The sequence below is a fragment of the uncultured Lamprocystis sp. genome, from assembly GCF_903933125.1.
Taxonomy (GTDB): Bacteria; Pseudomonadota; Gammaproteobacteria; order Chromatiales; family Chromatiaceae; genus Thiodictyon.
This window is the reverse complement of record NZ_CAIZIZ010000221.1, coordinates 1-14,716: the sequence shown is the minus strand read 5'-3', so window position 1 is coordinate 14,716 and position 14,716 is coordinate 1. Positions and strand designations below refer to the sequence as shown.

Here is a 14,716-nt window from a genome sequence, read left to right as displayed (position 1 = left end):
TCGATCAAGATTCCGGCCGCTTGGGCTCGCCGGGTGCGTCGTCAGGCCATCCTGGCCTGACACCGTCAGGGCTGGAAGCCCTGACGACGCACGCCGCTGACCGGAAGCCGACGCTTTAGCGGGCGGCGGCGCTGCTTCCGGCTTAAGCCTCGACATCCTTGGGCTCGCCGGGTGCGTAGTCAGGCCATCCTGGCCTGACACTGTCAGGGCTGGAAGCCCTGATAACGCACGCCGCTGACCGGAGGCCGACGCTATAGCGGGCGGCGGCGCTGCTTCCGGCTGAAGCCTCGACCTCCGGTTTTCTTGTAGCCGGAACGATCATCAAGTCCCCCCGCCGCACCGGTCTGGCGCACTCCCAGCCGACCGGACGGCGGCACGCGCAAGCCCCATGACGAAATTGTCACCCCAGCCAACTGGCAGCGGGCATCACTGGCCCATACATTGCCGAATCATCGCAGTCGATCACCGGAGATCTCATGCACCGACGCGCGCTCGCACTCAGCCTGCTTATCATTTCGCTCCTGCCGGCCGCGCCGGCGTTCGCCGACGCCCCCAAGGTCTTCGAGCGGCGGCTCGACAACGGGCTCAAAATCCTGGTGAAGCCGGACCACCGGGCGCCGATCCTGACCACTCAAGTCTGGTACAAGGTGGGTGCAAGTTATGAGTACGGCGGCATCACCGGGGTCTCGCACATCCTTGAGCATATGATGTTCAAGGGCACCCAGACCCGCGGCCCCGGCGAGTTTTCACGCATCATCGCGGAGAACGGCGGCGAGGAGAACGCCTTTACCGGGTCGGACTACACCGCTTACTACCAGAATCTGGCGAACGACCGGCTGGAGGTCTCGTTCGCGCTGGAGGCCGACCGGATGCGCAACCTGGCGCTGGACCCGGCGCAGTTCGCCAAGGAGTTGGAGGTGGTCAAGGAAGAGCGGCGGATGCGCACCGACGATGACCCCCAGTCGCTCACCTACGAGCACTTCGACGCGACGGCCTTTCTCGCCTCACCTTACGGCAACCCGGTGATCGGCTGGCCCGGCGATCTGGAGCAACTCACGGCGGAGGATTTGCGCACCTGGTATCGCCTCTGGTACGCGCCCAATAATGCGACCCTGGTGGTCGCCGGCGACGTGGATCCGGACCAGGTGTTCGCCCTGGCGCAACAGTATTTCGGGCCGCTCAAGGCGGAGACGGTCGCGCCGCCCAAGACCCGTGCCGAACCGGAACAGTTGGGCGAGCGGCGCATCCGGGTCAAGGCGCCGGCCCAGGAGCCCTACCTCCTGATGGGCTATAAGACACCGGCCATCGCCGATGCCGCGGAGGACTGGGAGCCCTTTGCGCTGGAGGTCCTGGCTTCCGTCCTGGACGGCGGCAGCAGCGCGCGCCTCACCCGCGAACTGGTGCGCGGCAGTCAGATCGCCGCCTCCACCGGCGCCTCGTACAGCGCCACCTCGCGGCTGCCGGGGCTCTTTCTGTTCGACGGCGTGCCCGCTAAGGGACACGACATCCCAGCCCTGGAGCAGGCCCTGCGCGCCCAGATCGAGCGTCTTCAACAGGAGCCGGTCGCTCCGGCCGAGTTGGAGCGGATTCGCACCCAGTTGATTGCCGGTAAGATCTTCGCCAAGGACTCAGTCTTCGCCCAGGCGATGGAACTTGGACAATTGGAGAGCGTTGGGCTGCCCTGGACGCTGGCCGATCAGTACGTTGACCGGCTGTCCGCGGTGACTCCCGAGCAGGTCCAGGCCGTGGCCCGCAAGTACCTGATCCCGGACCGGCTCACGGTCGCGGTCCTTGAGCCCCAGCCGCTCGCCGGCAACCAACCACCACGCGCCCCGGTAGGGCTCGGAGGGCATGGCAATGTACGTTAACCGTCCCATGAATACAGCCGACTTTGAACTGTTGCCCCCTGGCCGCGAACGGTCGGCAACGCTGCCGCGGACCGGCCTGACCGCCGTCTTGCTGCTGCTGATCAGCGCGGTCCAGGCCGGGCCGCAGATCCAAACCTGGCAGACCGGCAACGGCGCCCGGGTGCTGTTCGTGGCCGCCCCGGAACTGCCGATGGTCGATGTGCGGGTGGTCTTCGACGCCGGCAGCGCCCGCGACGGCGCGCAGCCGGGCCTTGCGGCCTTCACCGCCGGAATGCTGACGGAAGGCGCGCGCGACTGGGACGCCGATACCATCGCCCTGCGCATGGAGAACGTCGGCGCCAGCCTGAGCGCGTCCGCCGACCGGGATCTGGCTGCGGTCGGCATCCGCAGTCTGACCCAGGAGCCGGCCCTGGAGACCGCGGTCGAGACCCTGGCCGGGCTGCTGACGGCCCCGACCTTCCCGCCAACCGACCTGGAGCGGGAGCGCGAGAACGCCCTGATCGGCCTGCGTCAGGCGCAGGAGCAGCCCGCCAAGGTCGGCCAGAAGGCGCTATTCCGACAGGTTTTCGGCAGCCATCCGTATGCCTCGGACCCGGCCGGCACCGAGGACGCGATCCGCGCCCTCACCCGCGCGGACCTGCAAGCATTCCACCAGCGCTATTTCACCGGGTCCAATGCCGTGGTCGCCATTGTCGGCGCACTGGACCAGCCCGCCGCGCAGGCCCTGGCCGAACGGGTGGTCGGCGGGCTGCCGGCCGGTGAGCGGCCCGCGGCCCTGCCGCCGGTCGCCGACCTGAGCGACGCGGCGGTCGAGCGGATCACCTTCCCGTCCAGCCAGACCCATGTCCTGGCCGGTCAGCCCGGCATGGCGCGCGGCGATCCGGACTACTTCGCGCTCTATCTGGGCAATCACATCCTGGGCGGCAGCGGCCTGGTCTCGCTGCTGATGGAGGAGGTCCGCGAGAAACGCGGGCTGTCCTACAGCACTTACAGCTATTTCCTGCCCATGGCCAAACCGGGACCTTTCCTGATGGGCCTGCAGACCAAGAACGCCCAGGCTGACCAGGCGCGGACGGTCATGATCGACACGCTCAAACGCTTCGCCACCGAGGGTCCGACCGAGGAACAACTCACTGCCGCCAAGAAGAATGTCACCGGCGGCTTCCCGCTGCGCATCGCGGAGAACTCGGACATCATCCAATATCTGGCGGTGATCGGGTTTTACGGGCTGCCGCTCGACTATCTGGACCGCTTCACCGATCGCATTCAGGCCGTAACCGCCGAGCAAATCCGCGATGCCTTCGCCCGCCGCGTCCACCCGGACCGACTCGCCATCGTCACTGTCGGCGGCGACGCCGACACCGCGCAAGTCCCCGCGACCGGTGACCCGGGCTAAGGCGCCCGGCCGGCGCCCGGCCGGGTCCGGCGGCGGCACCGGGCGGTTGCGCATCATCGGCGGCCGCTACCGGGGCCGCCGCCTGCCCATCCCTGATCAACCGGGGCTGCGGCCAACCGCCGACCGGGTGCGTGAGACCTTGTTCAACTGGCTGGCACCGGTGCTGCCCGGCGCGCGCTGCCTGGATCTCTTCGCCGGCAGCGGCGCTATCGGGTTCGAAGCCGCCTCGCGCGGCGCCGGCGAGGTGGTCCTGATCGAGCGAAATACGGCGGTCGCCCGACAGTTGCACGCCAATGTCCTGACACTCGCGGCGCCGCAGGTCAGCGTCATCCAGGCGGATGCGCTGGCGTGGCTGGCCACCGGTGCCAGACCCTTCGATCTGGTGTTCATCGACCCGCCCTTCGCCGACGACCTGCTGGTCCCGACCTGCGCCCGGCTCGCCGACGGCGGTTGGCTGGCGCCCGGCGCACGGGTTTACCTGGAGACCGCGGCGCGCGTCGGTTTTCCGCCGCTGCCCGCGGGTTGGGACCTGATCAGGGACAGCACCGCTGGCCAAGTCCGCTTCGGAATTGCGCTGATTCACCCGGCCGCGGGGATCGCGGCCGACTGACACCGCAGGCGGCCGGGCCACACCGCTGATATAGCCGTCGAACGTGATAACCGGACGGGGCGGGTTTAAAACCCGCCCCGACACGAAAGTCTGTCTGGATATCAGGTGAGAAGGCTATAACAACGACTGACGCGCGTGGCGGATTCGACCGAAATCGCTCGATGCCCCCGGCGCCGCGCCTGTGCTATCGTGCCGCACCTTTTGCGGTAGCGGCCACGGGGCCGCACCGGCTTACCCATACCGGAGTCTCGATCCTTGCGCAGCGTGGTCTATCCCGGGACCTTTGATCCCATCACGAACGGTCATACCGACCTGATCCAACGCGCGGCCCGGCTGTTCGACCGGGTGGTGGTGGCCGTCGCGGCGGATACCCACAAGGCCCCCACGTTCTCGATCGAGGAACGAGTCGACATGGTGCGGGAGGTCGTCGGCGCGGTACCGGGCGTGGAGGTGGTCTCCTTCAGCGGCCTGCTGGTCACCTTCACCCGCCATCTGGATGTCGGCGTCATCATGCGCGGCCTGCGCGCCGTATCGGACTTCGAGTTCGAGTTCCAGTTGGCCGGCATGAACCGCCGCATGGCCCCGGATATCGAGACCTTGTTCCTGACGCCGGCCGAGCAGTACGCCTACATTTCATCCTCCCTGGTCCGCGAGATCGCGCGCCTGAAGGGGGATGTATCCACCTTCGTCGCCCCCAACGTACAGGCTGCATTACGCGCGCGGTTTGGCTAACATCTGCGGATCTGGAGTCCGACGAACGCTTGGACAGGTGCCGCTCGCCGACCACTGCCGACGGTTTGTCGCGGACCGGAAGGCCGCTCGGGTATGCTGTGTCGGCGCGAACGCCAAGCCAACACAACCGATAAGCGCATCCCGCGTTTTTTCACCAAGAGGAGTCATCCCATGTCACTACTGATCACCGACGAATGCATTAACTGCGACGTATGCGAGCCCGAGTGTCCCAACGGCGCCATTTCCCAGGGCGACGAGACCTATGTGATCGACCCGGACCTCTGCACCGAGTGCGTCGGCCACTATGAAACCTCCCAATGCGTCGAGGTCTGCCCGGTCGACTGCATCATCAAGGACCCGAACCACGAGGAAACCGAGGCCGAATTGCAGGCCAAATACGACCGCATGAAAGCGGCCTGAGGGTCGGCACCGCCCCGGCGGTGCCCGTCATGCCGCCCTGCCCACTGGGGTGCCGTCCGGCGCCCCTCTGTATTTTTCTGGCCCTGTGTCTCATCGGCCAGTCACCGGCCGCTGATGAGACACAGGGCCAGCAGACCGGACCGCCTCGCGTTGCGGTTGCCTCCGCCCACCCGGCGGCGACGCGCGCCGCGATCGGCATTCTCGCCGCCGGCGGCAACGCCTTCGATGCGGCGGTCGCCGTCGGCGCCGCCCTGGCCGTCGTCGAGCCCTACAGCTCCGGTCTGGGCGGCGGCGGCTTCTGGCTGCTGCACCGCGCGTCTGACGCGCGCACGCGCATGATCGACGCGCGGGAGCGCGCCCCGCTGGCCGCGCATCGATCGATGTACCTGAACGATCAGGGTCAATTCGTCCCCGAACGGGCACTCGACACCCTGGATGCCGCCGCCCTGACCGGGGCCGAACGGACCCACGCCCTGGTGGAGGTGATGCGCCGCGCCTACCGCGACCGCGCCCGGTATCTCGGCGATCCCGACCAGTCACCGAGGGTGCGCCGGTGACCGACTGGGTCACCCGGCCGCGCATCCACCATCAATTCCTGCCGGACGTCATTCAATTCGAGCCGGGTGCGCTCAGTGCCGCGGACCAGACCGCACTCGCGGCCAAGGGCCACCGGCTGGAGCCGCTGCAACGGCCGTTCGGCAACATGCAGGCCATCTTCTGGGACCGGGCGCACGCGCGGGTGGAAGCCGCCAGCGACCCCCGCGGCATCGGTAGCGCCTGGGTTGAGTAGCGGCCATGGAAGGAACATCAGACACCCCAGATGATGACTATCTCCCGTGCGAGCGGCGTCCCGCCGCGATACGGTACCGCGGTGACATCTAAACCTGCGGCGACGCGCCCGGCCCGTCGCGGCGGGACGCCGCTCCCACGGAGGACGCGGCGGCCAGGGCGGCGCGGGATGCCAAAGATGGCCGCGATGGTCGCGTATCTGACGGTTGTCGCCGGCAAGGTAGGCCGCGGCGCTTGAGCACAGCCAAGCGGCCGGCTTTGACAAAGCCGGAAACGGGTACTTAAATGTTGGTCCGGAAGTGACACCAACGGACGAGGGCCATGTCGAAGAACATCGTATTGTTATCGGACGGTACCGGCCAAAGCGGCGGAGTTGGCTACGAGACCAACATCTGGCGACTCTATCAGGCCTTGGTCCACGACAACCCTTGGCAGGTCTGCTGCTACGACGACGGTGTCGGCTCCCAAGACCTGAAGCTGCTGCGGGCTGTCGGCGGCGCATTCGGTTGGGGCCTGAACCGCAACGTGCGCGATCTCTACGGCTTTCTGGTCAGGCAATGGGAGCCGGGTGACCACATCTACCTGTTCGGCTTCAGTCGCGGCGCCTTCACCGTGCGCCTGCTGACTGGGCTGATCACCCAATGCGGCATCCTTGACCTCAATCAGATCGACTCCGAAGCGCATCTCGATCGGCTATTGCGTGCCGCCTGCTGCGCCGCGCGCCGCGGTAAGTCCGCCCCCCAGATCCCCGTTCACTTCCGGCAAGCCTTCGCGCGTCAGGAACCGACGCCGGTCCATTTCGTCGGCGTCTGGGATACAGTGGATGCGCTGGGCGTACCCTTCGACGAACTGCGCGAGGCCATTGACAAGGTCATTCGCTACAGCTTTCGCGACCGGATTCTGAGCGCGCAGGTCGCACATGGGTGTCAGGCACTGTCCCTCGACGACGCCCGCAAGACCTTTCATCCCGTCTTGTGGGATGAGCGCATCGAGGACCAGCCTGGCCGCATCGAGCAAGTCTGGTTCGCCGGAGTGCACGCGAACGTCGGCGGCGGCTACCCCAAACCGCAACTGGCCTTGATCAGCCTCGACTGGATGATCGAGCGGGTCACCGCCTTCGATCAGAGCCCGGCTGCCAATGGTGCACCGGGGCTGCTCCTGCACCCCGCGGCCCTGGACCAGATTCGGCGCACGGCGAACGCCCACGGCCGCCTGAACGACTCGCGCAGCGGTTTGGGCGCCATCTACCGCTTTGCGCCGCGCGACACCGAAGCGATCCGCGCCGGCTATACCGAAGCCGAGCTGGTGATTCACCCGAGCGTGCAGCAGCGCATCGCGCTCGCCACCGATCAGTACGCGCCGCACAACCTCACCGAACATTCGTCCCTGATCAAAACCCTCGCCCCGACGCACCAGAAACTGGCCGATTGGGGTCGGGCGATGGCACAGTGCGGGTCGATCGTCTGGCTGCGGCGGCTCGTTTATTTCGCGGTCTTGTGCTCGGTGGTGCTCCTGCTGCTGCGGGAAAGCTGGGCCTGGCTCGGCGGCGCCGGACCGCACATCACGCCCTCGGCCGGTTGGGTGCCCGCGTGGCTTGACCGACTCCTGTCCCAACCCTGGACCCGGTGGGGACCCCTGACGCTCGTCCCCCTGCTCATCGTGCTGCGGCAACAGCTCAAATCCCGGCAGAACCAGCTCGCCAACGCCGGGTGGGCCATCCTGTCCCCGCACCACCGGCCGCACTCATCCGGCGCTGCCCCGCAGCATCGCCTGCTGGCGCTGGCGGAGCGCATCAGCACCGCGTCGGGGGCGCGGCTGATCGCCTTCCTGTCAAGCACCACCCTGGTCCGCCTGCTCGCCCTGATCTTTTTCCTGCCGCTCTGGTTGGGCCGCCAGATCCACTCCGCCTGGTGCTTCCGTGGGCTCAAACCCGGACAGCAGGAGCTGCAGACGCCGCTTTTTCTCAACATCGGCGACGTCCATCGTCTGGCATTCATGACCCGCGACTTCAGTTGTCCGACCGGGCTCCGGGTCCAGGTCGGCGAGCGGTACCGTATCCTGGTCGAACGCTGGTCGGGATGGGCTGATGACACCTTGCGGGCCTGTCCCAACGGCCTGTGCGACCCGCCGCCACTGCTCTTGAAGCTTGCCAAGCCGCTCTTTCGCCGCCCGGACCAGCCGGTGTTAGCATTGCTCGCGGGCGTATCGGGGCGAGGTCTGATGAAAATTGGCCGCGGCGCCGACATCACGCCGACCGTGACCGGCAACCTGGAGTTCTTTGTCAACGACGCTGACCTGCGCATCCCCTTGCTCAGGGACATCTTTTACTGCAACAACCGCGGCGTGGCGCGCATCAGGATCGAGCGGCTGCCCAATACCGCCTGAACGGCCGCTGTTGGCCGTTGTGTCCATTGAACAGCCGGCCTGGATCACCGGACAGACCCTTGGTGCAGGAGCGGGTTTGAAACCCGCCCCTACGTCCGGTGATCACGTTCGATGGCTCTATCAGCATCCGCCCCCGGCCCACCCCGCCACGAGCCCCCCATGACCCGCAAACGCCTGCCCATCGGCATCCAGACCTTCCGCAAAATCCGCGAGGATGACTATTACTACGTCGACAAGACGGACTTCGCCCTCAAACTGATCGAGGAGGGAACACATTATTTTCTTTCCCGGCCGCGCCGGTTCGGCAAGTCGCTGTTCCTGGATACCCTGGCCGAGATCTTCGCCAGCAGTGAGCCGCTGTTTCGCGGGCTCTTCATCCATGACCGTTGGGATTGGTCGCGGCCCGCGCCGGTCATCCGCCTGAGCTTCGGCGGCGGCCTGCTCCACAGCGCGGACAGGCTGACGCTGAAGATCCATGAGTTGCTCTCGATCAACCAGGACGCCCTGGGGCTGCACTGCGCACAGCCGACCACCTCCGGCTGCTTCGGCGAACTGATCCGCAAAGCCCACGCCGCCGCCGGGGAGCGGGTGGTGATCCTGGTCGACGAGTACGACAAGCCCATTCTCGACAATCTCGGCACGCCGGAAGTCGCGCGTGACCTGCGCAACGGACTGCGCGATCTGTATTCGGTCATCAAGGATGAAGACGCGCATGTGCGCTTCGTCTTTCTGACCGGCGTGTCCAAATTCAGCAAGATCAGCCTGTTCTCCGGGCTGAACAACCTGCGCGACATCACGGTGTCGGCGGCGCACTCGGCGATCTGCGGCTACACCGAGGCGGACCTGGACCAGGTGTTCGCCGCCGAACTGGACGGACTGGACCGCGAGCGGATTCGGGAGTGGTACAACGGGTACAACTGGACCGGCGAAGCCGTCTACAACCCGTTTGACCTCTTGCTGCTCTTTACGGAGCGCAAATTCCGCCCCTGGTGGTTTGAAACCGGCACCCCGACCTTCCTCGTCGATCTGCTCACCGAGCGCGAAAGCTGGCTGCCCGACCTGGGGCGGCTGGAGACCGACGCCGACATCCTCGCGACCTTCGACGTGGGCAACATCCCCACCGTCGCATTGATGTTCCAGGCCGGCTATCTGACCATCGAAAGCGAGGAGGAGATCAGCGGCAACTACTATTACCGGCTGCGCTACCCCAATCGGGAAGTTTACCAAAGCCTTAACGCCAGCCTGCTTCGCGCCTGGGTGCCCGATGCACAAGCGTCGGTCCGCCACCGCAAGTCGCTGCATCAACTGCTGCTGATCAACGACTTCCCGGCCCTGCAGGCCCTGTTCAGCGCCTTCTTCGCCGGCATCCCCGGCGACTGGTACCGCAACAACCGGATCGCGCATTACGAGGGCTACTACGCCAGCGTCTTCTACACCTATTTCGCCGCCCTGGGTCTGGACCTCACGCCGGAAGACAGCAGCAACCACGGCCGACTCGATATGGCCCTGCGCTTCAACGGGCACATCTATCTCTTCGAATTCAAAGTGGTCGAACTGACCCCCGACGGCCGGGCACTCCAGCAGATCAAAGACCGCGGCTATGCGGACAAATACCGCGCCGCCGGCCAACCGATTCACCTGATCGGGGTCGAGTTCAGTCGGGACAGCCGCAGCGTGGTCGGGTTTGAGGTCGAGACGCAGGCCGGTCTGAAAACGAGCTAACCCCGCTATGAGATATCCAATCGCGATCGAAGCGGGCGATGACCGCAATGCCTTTGGCGTGGTGGTCCCGGACCTACCCGGCTGTTTTTCGGCTGGCGACACGCTGGACGACGCCTTGACCAACGCCAGCGAGGCGATCACCCTGTGGATCGAAACGGTCTTGGACGATGGCGGGACCGTCCCTCCCCCGGGACGGATTGAGACCCATCGTACCAATACGGACTTTAACGGCTGGATCTGGGCCTTGGCCGAAATCGATCCGGCCGTGCTCTCGGAGAAGCCTCATTGGCTAAGCTTGGCAAAGCATCAGCCCGCGGAGTGACCTTATGCAAGTCAATATGTTGGAAGCCAAGAACCGCTTGTCTAGTCTGATCGCCGCCGTCGAGCGCGGCGAGGAGTTACTGGGCTCTCCTGGCATTTCTCCACCAGTGTCCGAGTACTCACCGCATCCTACGCGCTTGAACCTGGGAGCCCGATCAAGGGTTTTTCACGAAGACACGGAAGGAAGAGAAGAAATCCTCTCACAAAGACACAAAGACACAAAGATAGAGAAGCCTTTCATGGCTTCTTATCTCTCTTTTCTTCTTCGTGTCTTTGTGTCTTTGTGAGAGCATCTTCTTTTAGGCGAGAGCCCGTAGGTTGCCGTGAGCGAGAACGAACCCCAACGCTCCCCCTGGTGGCGAAATGTCAGAAGAACTCCATAACCCATTGAAAGCATGTTCATGAGACGATGTGCTTCAATGGGTTAGCGAATTCTCCACCAGTGTCAGGCACGAACCGCATCACACTGGACAACGACTTGACAACGGCCCCGCCGCCGGAAAACCATCCCCCGAACCTGCAAGGAGCCGACGCGGATGCCCGCCCACGCCCAACGCGACCTGCCGATCGCCGAGACCCTGCGCGACCTGCTCGCCGGCCTGCCGCTGTGGCAGGAGGAACGCGACCGACGGGCCTTTCTGGAACTGGTCCTGCACGGCCATCCGGCCCTCACTGATTTTCAGTTCGGCGGCAAGCCGCTCACCGTCGCCGGCGAGCTGGTAAACCGGCTGCGCGCACAGGACTACCGCGCCCTGCCCGAGCCCGCCGCCGAACCCCCGGTCTGCGCCCTGATCCGCGAAATCCGCACCCGCCGGGAAGATGGCAACCGCGACACCGCCGAGCGCAGCGCCGTACTCGCCCGCTTCTTCGGCTGCGACCCGCCGCCCCGCGTCGCCCTGGCCGGCTCGCCCTATCCCGGTCTCATGGCCTATGACTGGGGCCGGCACCCCGAACTCGCCCGGCTGCTGTTCGGCCGCGAGCCCGAGACCCTGGATCTGCTGGAACGGCTGCGCACCCCCGCAACCGGGCGCTTCCTCATCGTCAGCGGCGCCTCCGGCTCCGGCAAATCGTCGCTGGTCAAAGCCGGCCTGTGGCGCGCCCTGGCGGAACCGCCGGACCCCCAGCACCCGACACCCGAGCCCATCGCCGGGTGCCGCAACTGGGTGATCAGCGCCATGACCCCGACCCTCGACGGCGACCCTTTCTTCACCCTGGTCAACAGCGTCCGCGATCACTGGCGCGACGGCCGCCTGCGCCCCGCCGAGGTGGCGCGGCGGCTGCGCGCCCGGACCGCTCGCCCTGGCGCGCATGATCGAGGGTCCGGCCCAGGCCGTCGGCCTGGCGGTCGAACCCCAACTCACCGCGCAACTGGTGCAGGAGGCCGACCGCGAACCCGGCGGCCTGGCCCTGCTCGCCGCCGCCTTGCAGGACATCGGTCTCGCCGCCGGCGACGACCGGACCCTGCAACTGGCCTGCTATCGCGAGGTGGTCGGCGGCCTCGCGGGCGTGCTGAGCACGCGCGCCGAGCGCGGACTCGCCCTGCTGGGTGACGAGGGTCCGGCCGCCCTGCCCCATGTCTTCGCCCACCTGGTCCACATCGACCCCGAGACCGGCGCCGCCACCCGCCGCCGGGCACCGCTCGCCCAATGGCCGGCCGACAGCGCGGAACGCCGGCTGATCGACTGTTTCGCCCGCGATGCCGATCGCCCGCAGGACGCCGTGCGCCTGCTGGTCTGCGACCGCGGGCGTGGCGGCGAGCCGACCGTCGAGGTCGCCCACGAGCCCGGTAGGTTGGGGTGAGGAACGAACCCCAACGATCGGCGGCGGGGATGTTGGGGTTCGTTCCTGACACTGGTGGCGAATTCACTAACCCATTGAAGCCCAGCGTCTCCTGAAAATGCTTTCAAGGGGTTACGGGACTCTTCGGGCATTTCGCCACCAGGGGGAGCGTTGGGGTTCGCTCTCGCTCACCCCAACCTACACGCTGAGTGCGGCGCGCGCGGCCAAGGAACCCCGGACCCGAACCAGGCGGCGCCGCGTCTGGTTAATAGATGATAGTTGGGCGAATCGTCCTTCAGGCCTCCGCGCTGCTGTTCTATACTATGGCCAACCGCACGCCGTTTCGGACGTTATGCTTGGGCTACGCAAAGGATCAGGCAGTGCGGCCCCACCGCACATAAAGCGTATACGGGACCACCAACCCCTGCTTGCGCCGGACCTCGACCACCAGGGTCCAGACCTCGCCCTTGATCGCGGCCCTGATCTCCCACAGCAGTGCCGTAGTGCCGTAGGTTGGGGTGACGAAGGAACCCCAACGATTGGCGGCCGGGGCGGTTGGAGTTCGTTCCTGACACTGGTGGCGAATTCGCTAACCCATTGAAGCACAGCGTCTCCTGAACATTCTTTCAAGGGGTTACGGGACTCTTCGGGCATTTCGCCACCGAGGGGAGCGTTGGGGTTCGCTCTCGCTCACCCCAACCGACGCGCTCTCACCGAAAAAGAAAATGCTCTCACAAAGACACAGAGACACGAAGAAGAAAAGAGAGATAAGAAGCCATGCCTATCTTCGGGCTGATGGTATGCGCACCAGCGTCTATGCTTATACTCAGGCAGATTTGCTGCGACTTGGAGCCGCGGTGTGGACATTAACCGAGCTGATGCCCTAGGGACCTACCTGCGAGAAATCCGTTTTGCCCTGCCGGCGGGTGAGGAGGCGATGCTGCGCAACGCCCGAGCGGCCGTCGCTAACATGACGCTGGATGCAGCAGGCCGCGCCGCGGTGGCCCGGCTGGATGCGGACGTGATCAACGCGCTGGTGGTGGAGGCGACCGACACGCTCGCAGAGTATCTGCTGACTGATGATCCGACCCAGCCCCTTGACGATTGGTGGTGGCACCTGGGGGCGATTCATCACCGGCGCTACCCCGCCGACCGGCTGCCTGAGCACTTGCAGCACGAGTATCTGGCATGATAAGGCACGTACCCCGAAAGTCCCTTGACATCGTGACGGACCCCAGGGCCGTAGGGCCGTAGGTTGCCATGAAAGCCCAGTCCGTTGCGCGCAAAAGAATCCTGCCGCCGCCGTCGCGACGGTTTGCAGCATCGGTCAACCGAAGCGGATCAGGCGGTTTGCGGCAGATGGCCGAATTTTTTCAGTTGCCTGATCCAGCGCGGTGCCTTGCGTTCCACCGCCAATGCTTCGTAGTCGACCGTATCATCGCGATAAGGCACGCGGCGCGCCAGCAACACATAGACGATTTTCATCAGCTTGTGGGCAATCGCGACGATTGCCCGCTAGGCTCCCCGACGAATGACCAAGCCTTGGTAGCGGCTCTTGAATTGGCTGGCGGTGCGGGCGGCGGACCAGGCGATTTCGCACAGCAGCGCGCGCACATAGCGGTTGCCCTTGGGGGTCTTCGCGTTTCTGCGCTTGCCGACGGATTGATCGTTGCCCGGACAGATGCCGGCCCATTTAGCCAGGCACCCGGCGCTGCCGAAGGCGGTCATGTCGTCGCCGATCTCCACCAGCAGGACCGTAGGTTGGGGTGATGAAGGAACCCCAACACCAACCATCGGTAGGCGGCTATGTTGGGGTTCGTTCCTCACCCCAACCGACATGAACGGGTTATGAATGGACCATCGGAGGCGTGAAGAAGAATGCAATACCGACGGATGATGATCGCAGGCGCGACCTATTTCTTTACGGTCAATCTCGCCGATCGGTCACGGCGCCTGCTGGTGGAGCAGGTGGCGGACTTGCGCGAGGTGGTGCGGCGCGTGCGCCAAGCCCATCCGTTCGAAATCCTGGCTTGGTGCGTGCTTCCGGAGCATCTCCACGCGGTCTGGACGCTGCCGCCCGGTGACGCGGATTATGCAATGCGCTGGACGCTGATCAAGGCGGGGTTTTCCCGCTGTGTCGTTAAAGACGAGTACATCCGCGACAGTCGTTTATTGAAAGGAGAGCGGGGAATCTGGCAACGGCGGTATTGGGAGCATGTGATCAGGGATGACCGCGACCTTGAACGACATATCGATTACACGCATTTCAATCCGGTGAAGCATGGCTATGTGCAAGCAGTTCGCGAGTGGCCCTATTCGTCCTTCCACGCCCATGTACGCAAGGGGTGGTTATCGGAAGACTGGGGATGCACCGAGGTGCCGGATGGTGATTTCGGTGAACATCGTCGGTTAGGGTGACGAAGGAACCACAACATCCCGGCCGCCGATCGTTGGGGTTCGTTCCTCACCCCAACCTACGGACTCCGGCCCCGTCCGACTTTCATGGCAACCTACAGGTAACGGGGCGACGTACCCTGGAGCATCCATAGAATTTCATAATTTAAGACAATGACATAGAGAGGGTTTTATACGGTGACTTGGGGCGTGCACGAGGCAACATCATTTCCAACTGGCGCCCAAACCTGCTGGATTCCGGTAGGTTGGGGTGACGAAGGAACCCCAACATCCCCGGCC

Annotated in this window: 14 protein-coding genes and 2 pseudogenes; 14 read left to right on the top strand and 2 right to left on the bottom strand. The window is 65.3% G+C overall.

The features are described from left to right. The first annotated feature begins 476 nt into the window (after positions 1–476). The 13 genes and pseudogenes from QZY03_RS11100 (at position 477) to QZY03_RS11040 (ending at position 13,214) form a co-directional block, all read left to right on the top strand. The gene (locus QZY03_RS11100; RefSeq protein WP_295580971.1) at positions 477–1,868 is read left to right on the top strand and encodes a pitrilysin family protein; all 1,392 of its coding nucleotides are present in this window, start codon (positions 477–479) and stop codon (positions 1,866–1,868) included. Between the two features lie 7 nt (positions 1,869–1,875). Continuing rightward, positions 1,876–3,264 (top strand): pitrilysin family protein, encoded by a 1,389-nt coding sequence (locus QZY03_RS11095; RefSeq protein WP_295580969.1) that lies wholly within the window; start codon positions 1,876–1,878, stop codon positions 3,262–3,264. Then, the gene (rsmD, locus tag QZY03_RS11090; RefSeq protein ID WP_295580967.1) at positions 3,251–3,874 is read left to right on the top strand and encodes a 16S rRNA (guanine(966)-N(2))-methyltransferase RsmD; all 624 of its coding nucleotides are present in this window, start codon (positions 3,251–3,253) and stop codon (positions 3,872–3,874) included. The genes QZY03_RS11095 and rsmD overlap by 14 nt, the downstream gene beginning before the upstream one ends. Before the next feature lie 255 nt (positions 3,875–4,129). After that, positions 4,130–4,606, top strand: a complete 477-nt coding sequence (coaD, locus tag QZY03_RS11085) for a pantetheine-phosphate adenylyltransferase (RefSeq protein WP_295580966.1) — start codon at positions 4,130–4,132, stop codon at positions 4,604–4,606. A gap of 171 nt (positions 4,607–4,777) precedes the next feature. Beyond that, complete coding sequence (locus tag QZY03_RS11080; protein ID WP_026199859.1) at positions 4,778–5,026, top strand: YfhL family 4Fe-4S dicluster ferredoxin; 249 nt, start codon at positions 4,778–4,780, stop codon at positions 5,024–5,026. 29 nt (positions 5,027–5,055) lie between these two features. Next, positions 5,056–5,816, top strand: a pseudogene (locus tag QZY03_RS11075) (gamma-glutamyltransferase). Positions 5,817–6,136: 320 nt separating this feature from the next. Further along, positions 6,137–8,200, top strand: a complete 2,064-nt coding sequence (locus QZY03_RS11070) for a DUF2235 domain-containing protein (RefSeq protein WP_295580963.1) — start codon at positions 6,137–6,139, stop codon at positions 8,198–8,200. A 159-nt stretch (positions 8,201–8,359) separates the two neighbouring features. Then, on the top strand, positions 8,360–9,922 hold the full coding sequence (locus QZY03_RS11065; RefSeq protein WP_295580961.1) for an AAA family ATPase: 1,563 nt from the start codon (positions 8,360–8,362) through the stop codon (positions 9,920–9,922). 7 nt (positions 9,923–9,929) lie between these two features. Beyond that, positions 9,930–10,244: a type II toxin-antitoxin system HicB family antitoxin gene (locus tag QZY03_RS11060; RefSeq protein ID WP_295580959.1), complete on the top strand. Its 315-nt coding sequence runs from the start codon at positions 9,930–9,932 to the stop codon at positions 10,242–10,244. Between the two features lie 4 nt (positions 10,245–10,248). Further along, a complete protein-coding gene (locus QZY03_RS11055; protein WP_295580957.1) occupies positions 10,249–10,530 on the top strand; it encodes a hypothetical protein in 282 nt (93 codons plus the stop codon). A 249-nt stretch (positions 10,531–10,779) separates the two neighbouring features. Beyond that, positions 10,780–11,466: pseudogene (locus QZY03_RS32065) on the top strand (hypothetical protein); the annotation flags it as partial. 85 nt (positions 11,467–11,551) lie between these two features. Beyond that, the gene (locus tag QZY03_RS11045; RefSeq protein WP_295580953.1) at positions 11,552–12,043 is read left to right on the top strand and encodes a hypothetical protein; all 492 of its coding nucleotides are present in this window, start codon (positions 11,552–11,554) and stop codon (positions 12,041–12,043) included. Between the two features lie 838 nt (positions 12,044–12,881). After that, complete coding sequence (locus QZY03_RS11040; RefSeq protein ID WP_295580951.1) at positions 12,882–13,214, top strand: hypothetical protein; 333 nt, start codon at positions 12,882–12,884, stop codon at positions 13,212–13,214. Between the two features lie 149 nt (positions 13,215–13,363). On the opposite strand, the gene QZY03_RS11035 is transcribed toward QZY03_RS11040, so the two are convergent. Both QZY03_RS11035 and QZY03_RS11030 read right to left on the bottom strand, forming a co-directional pair. Then, entirely contained in the window at positions 13,364–13,507 is a 144-nt protein-coding gene (locus QZY03_RS11035; protein WP_295580949.1) for a hypothetical protein, read from the bottom strand. A gap of 30 nt (positions 13,508–13,537) precedes the next feature. Next, the gene (locus QZY03_RS11030) at positions 13,538–13,768 is read right to left on the bottom strand and encodes an IS110 family transposase (RefSeq protein ID WP_295580947.1); all 231 of its coding nucleotides are present in this window, start codon (positions 13,766–13,768) and stop codon (positions 13,538–13,540) included. A 132-nt stretch (positions 13,769–13,900) separates the two neighbouring features. Here QZY03_RS11030 and QZY03_RS11025 point away from each other — a divergent pair, with 132 nt between their 5' ends. After that, the gene (locus QZY03_RS11025; protein WP_295580945.1) at positions 13,901–14,440 is read left to right on the top strand and encodes a transposase; all 540 of its coding nucleotides are present in this window, start codon (positions 13,901–13,903) and stop codon (positions 14,438–14,440) included. Positions 14,441–14,716 lie beyond the last annotated feature (276 nt).

Bases quoted from the DNA above. Each gene is read 5' to 3' on its own strand.
- QZY03_RS11035 (WP_295580949.1), bottom strand. From the start codon at position 13,507: ATGAAAATCGTCTATGTGTTGCTGGCGCGCCGCGTGCCTTATCGCGAT.
- QZY03_RS11095 (WP_295580969.1), top strand. From the start codon at position 1,876: ATGAATACAGCCGACTTTGAACTGTTGCCCCCTGGCCGCGAACGGTCG.
- QZY03_RS11065 (WP_295580961.1), top strand. From the start codon at position 8,360: ATGACCCGCAAACGCCTGCCCATCGGCATCCAGACCTTCCGCAAAATC.
- QZY03_RS11025 (WP_295580945.1), top strand. From the start codon at position 13,901: ATGCAATACCGACGGATGATGATCGCAGGCGCGACCTATTTCTTTACG.
- QZY03_RS11055 (WP_295580957.1), top strand. From the start codon at position 10,249: ATGCAAGTCAATATGTTGGAAGCCAAGAACCGCTTGTCTAGTCTGATC.
- QZY03_RS11070 (WP_295580963.1), top strand. From the start codon at position 6,137: ATGTCGAAGAACATCGTATTGTTATCGGACGGTACCGGCCAAAGCGGC.
- QZY03_RS11060 (WP_295580959.1), top strand. From the start codon at position 9,930: ATGAGATATCCAATCGCGATCGAAGCGGGCGATGACCGCAATGCCTTT.
- QZY03_RS11100 (WP_295580971.1), top strand. From the start codon at position 477: ATGCACCGACGCGCGCTCGCACTCAGCCTGCTTATCATTTCGCTCCTG.
- QZY03_RS11080 (WP_026199859.1), top strand. From the start codon at position 4,778: ATGTCACTACTGATCACCGACGAATGCATTAACTGCGACGTATGCGAG.
- QZY03_RS11045 (WP_295580953.1), top strand. From the start codon at position 11,552: ATGATCGAGGGTCCGGCCCAGGCCGTCGGCCTGGCGGTCGAACCCCAA.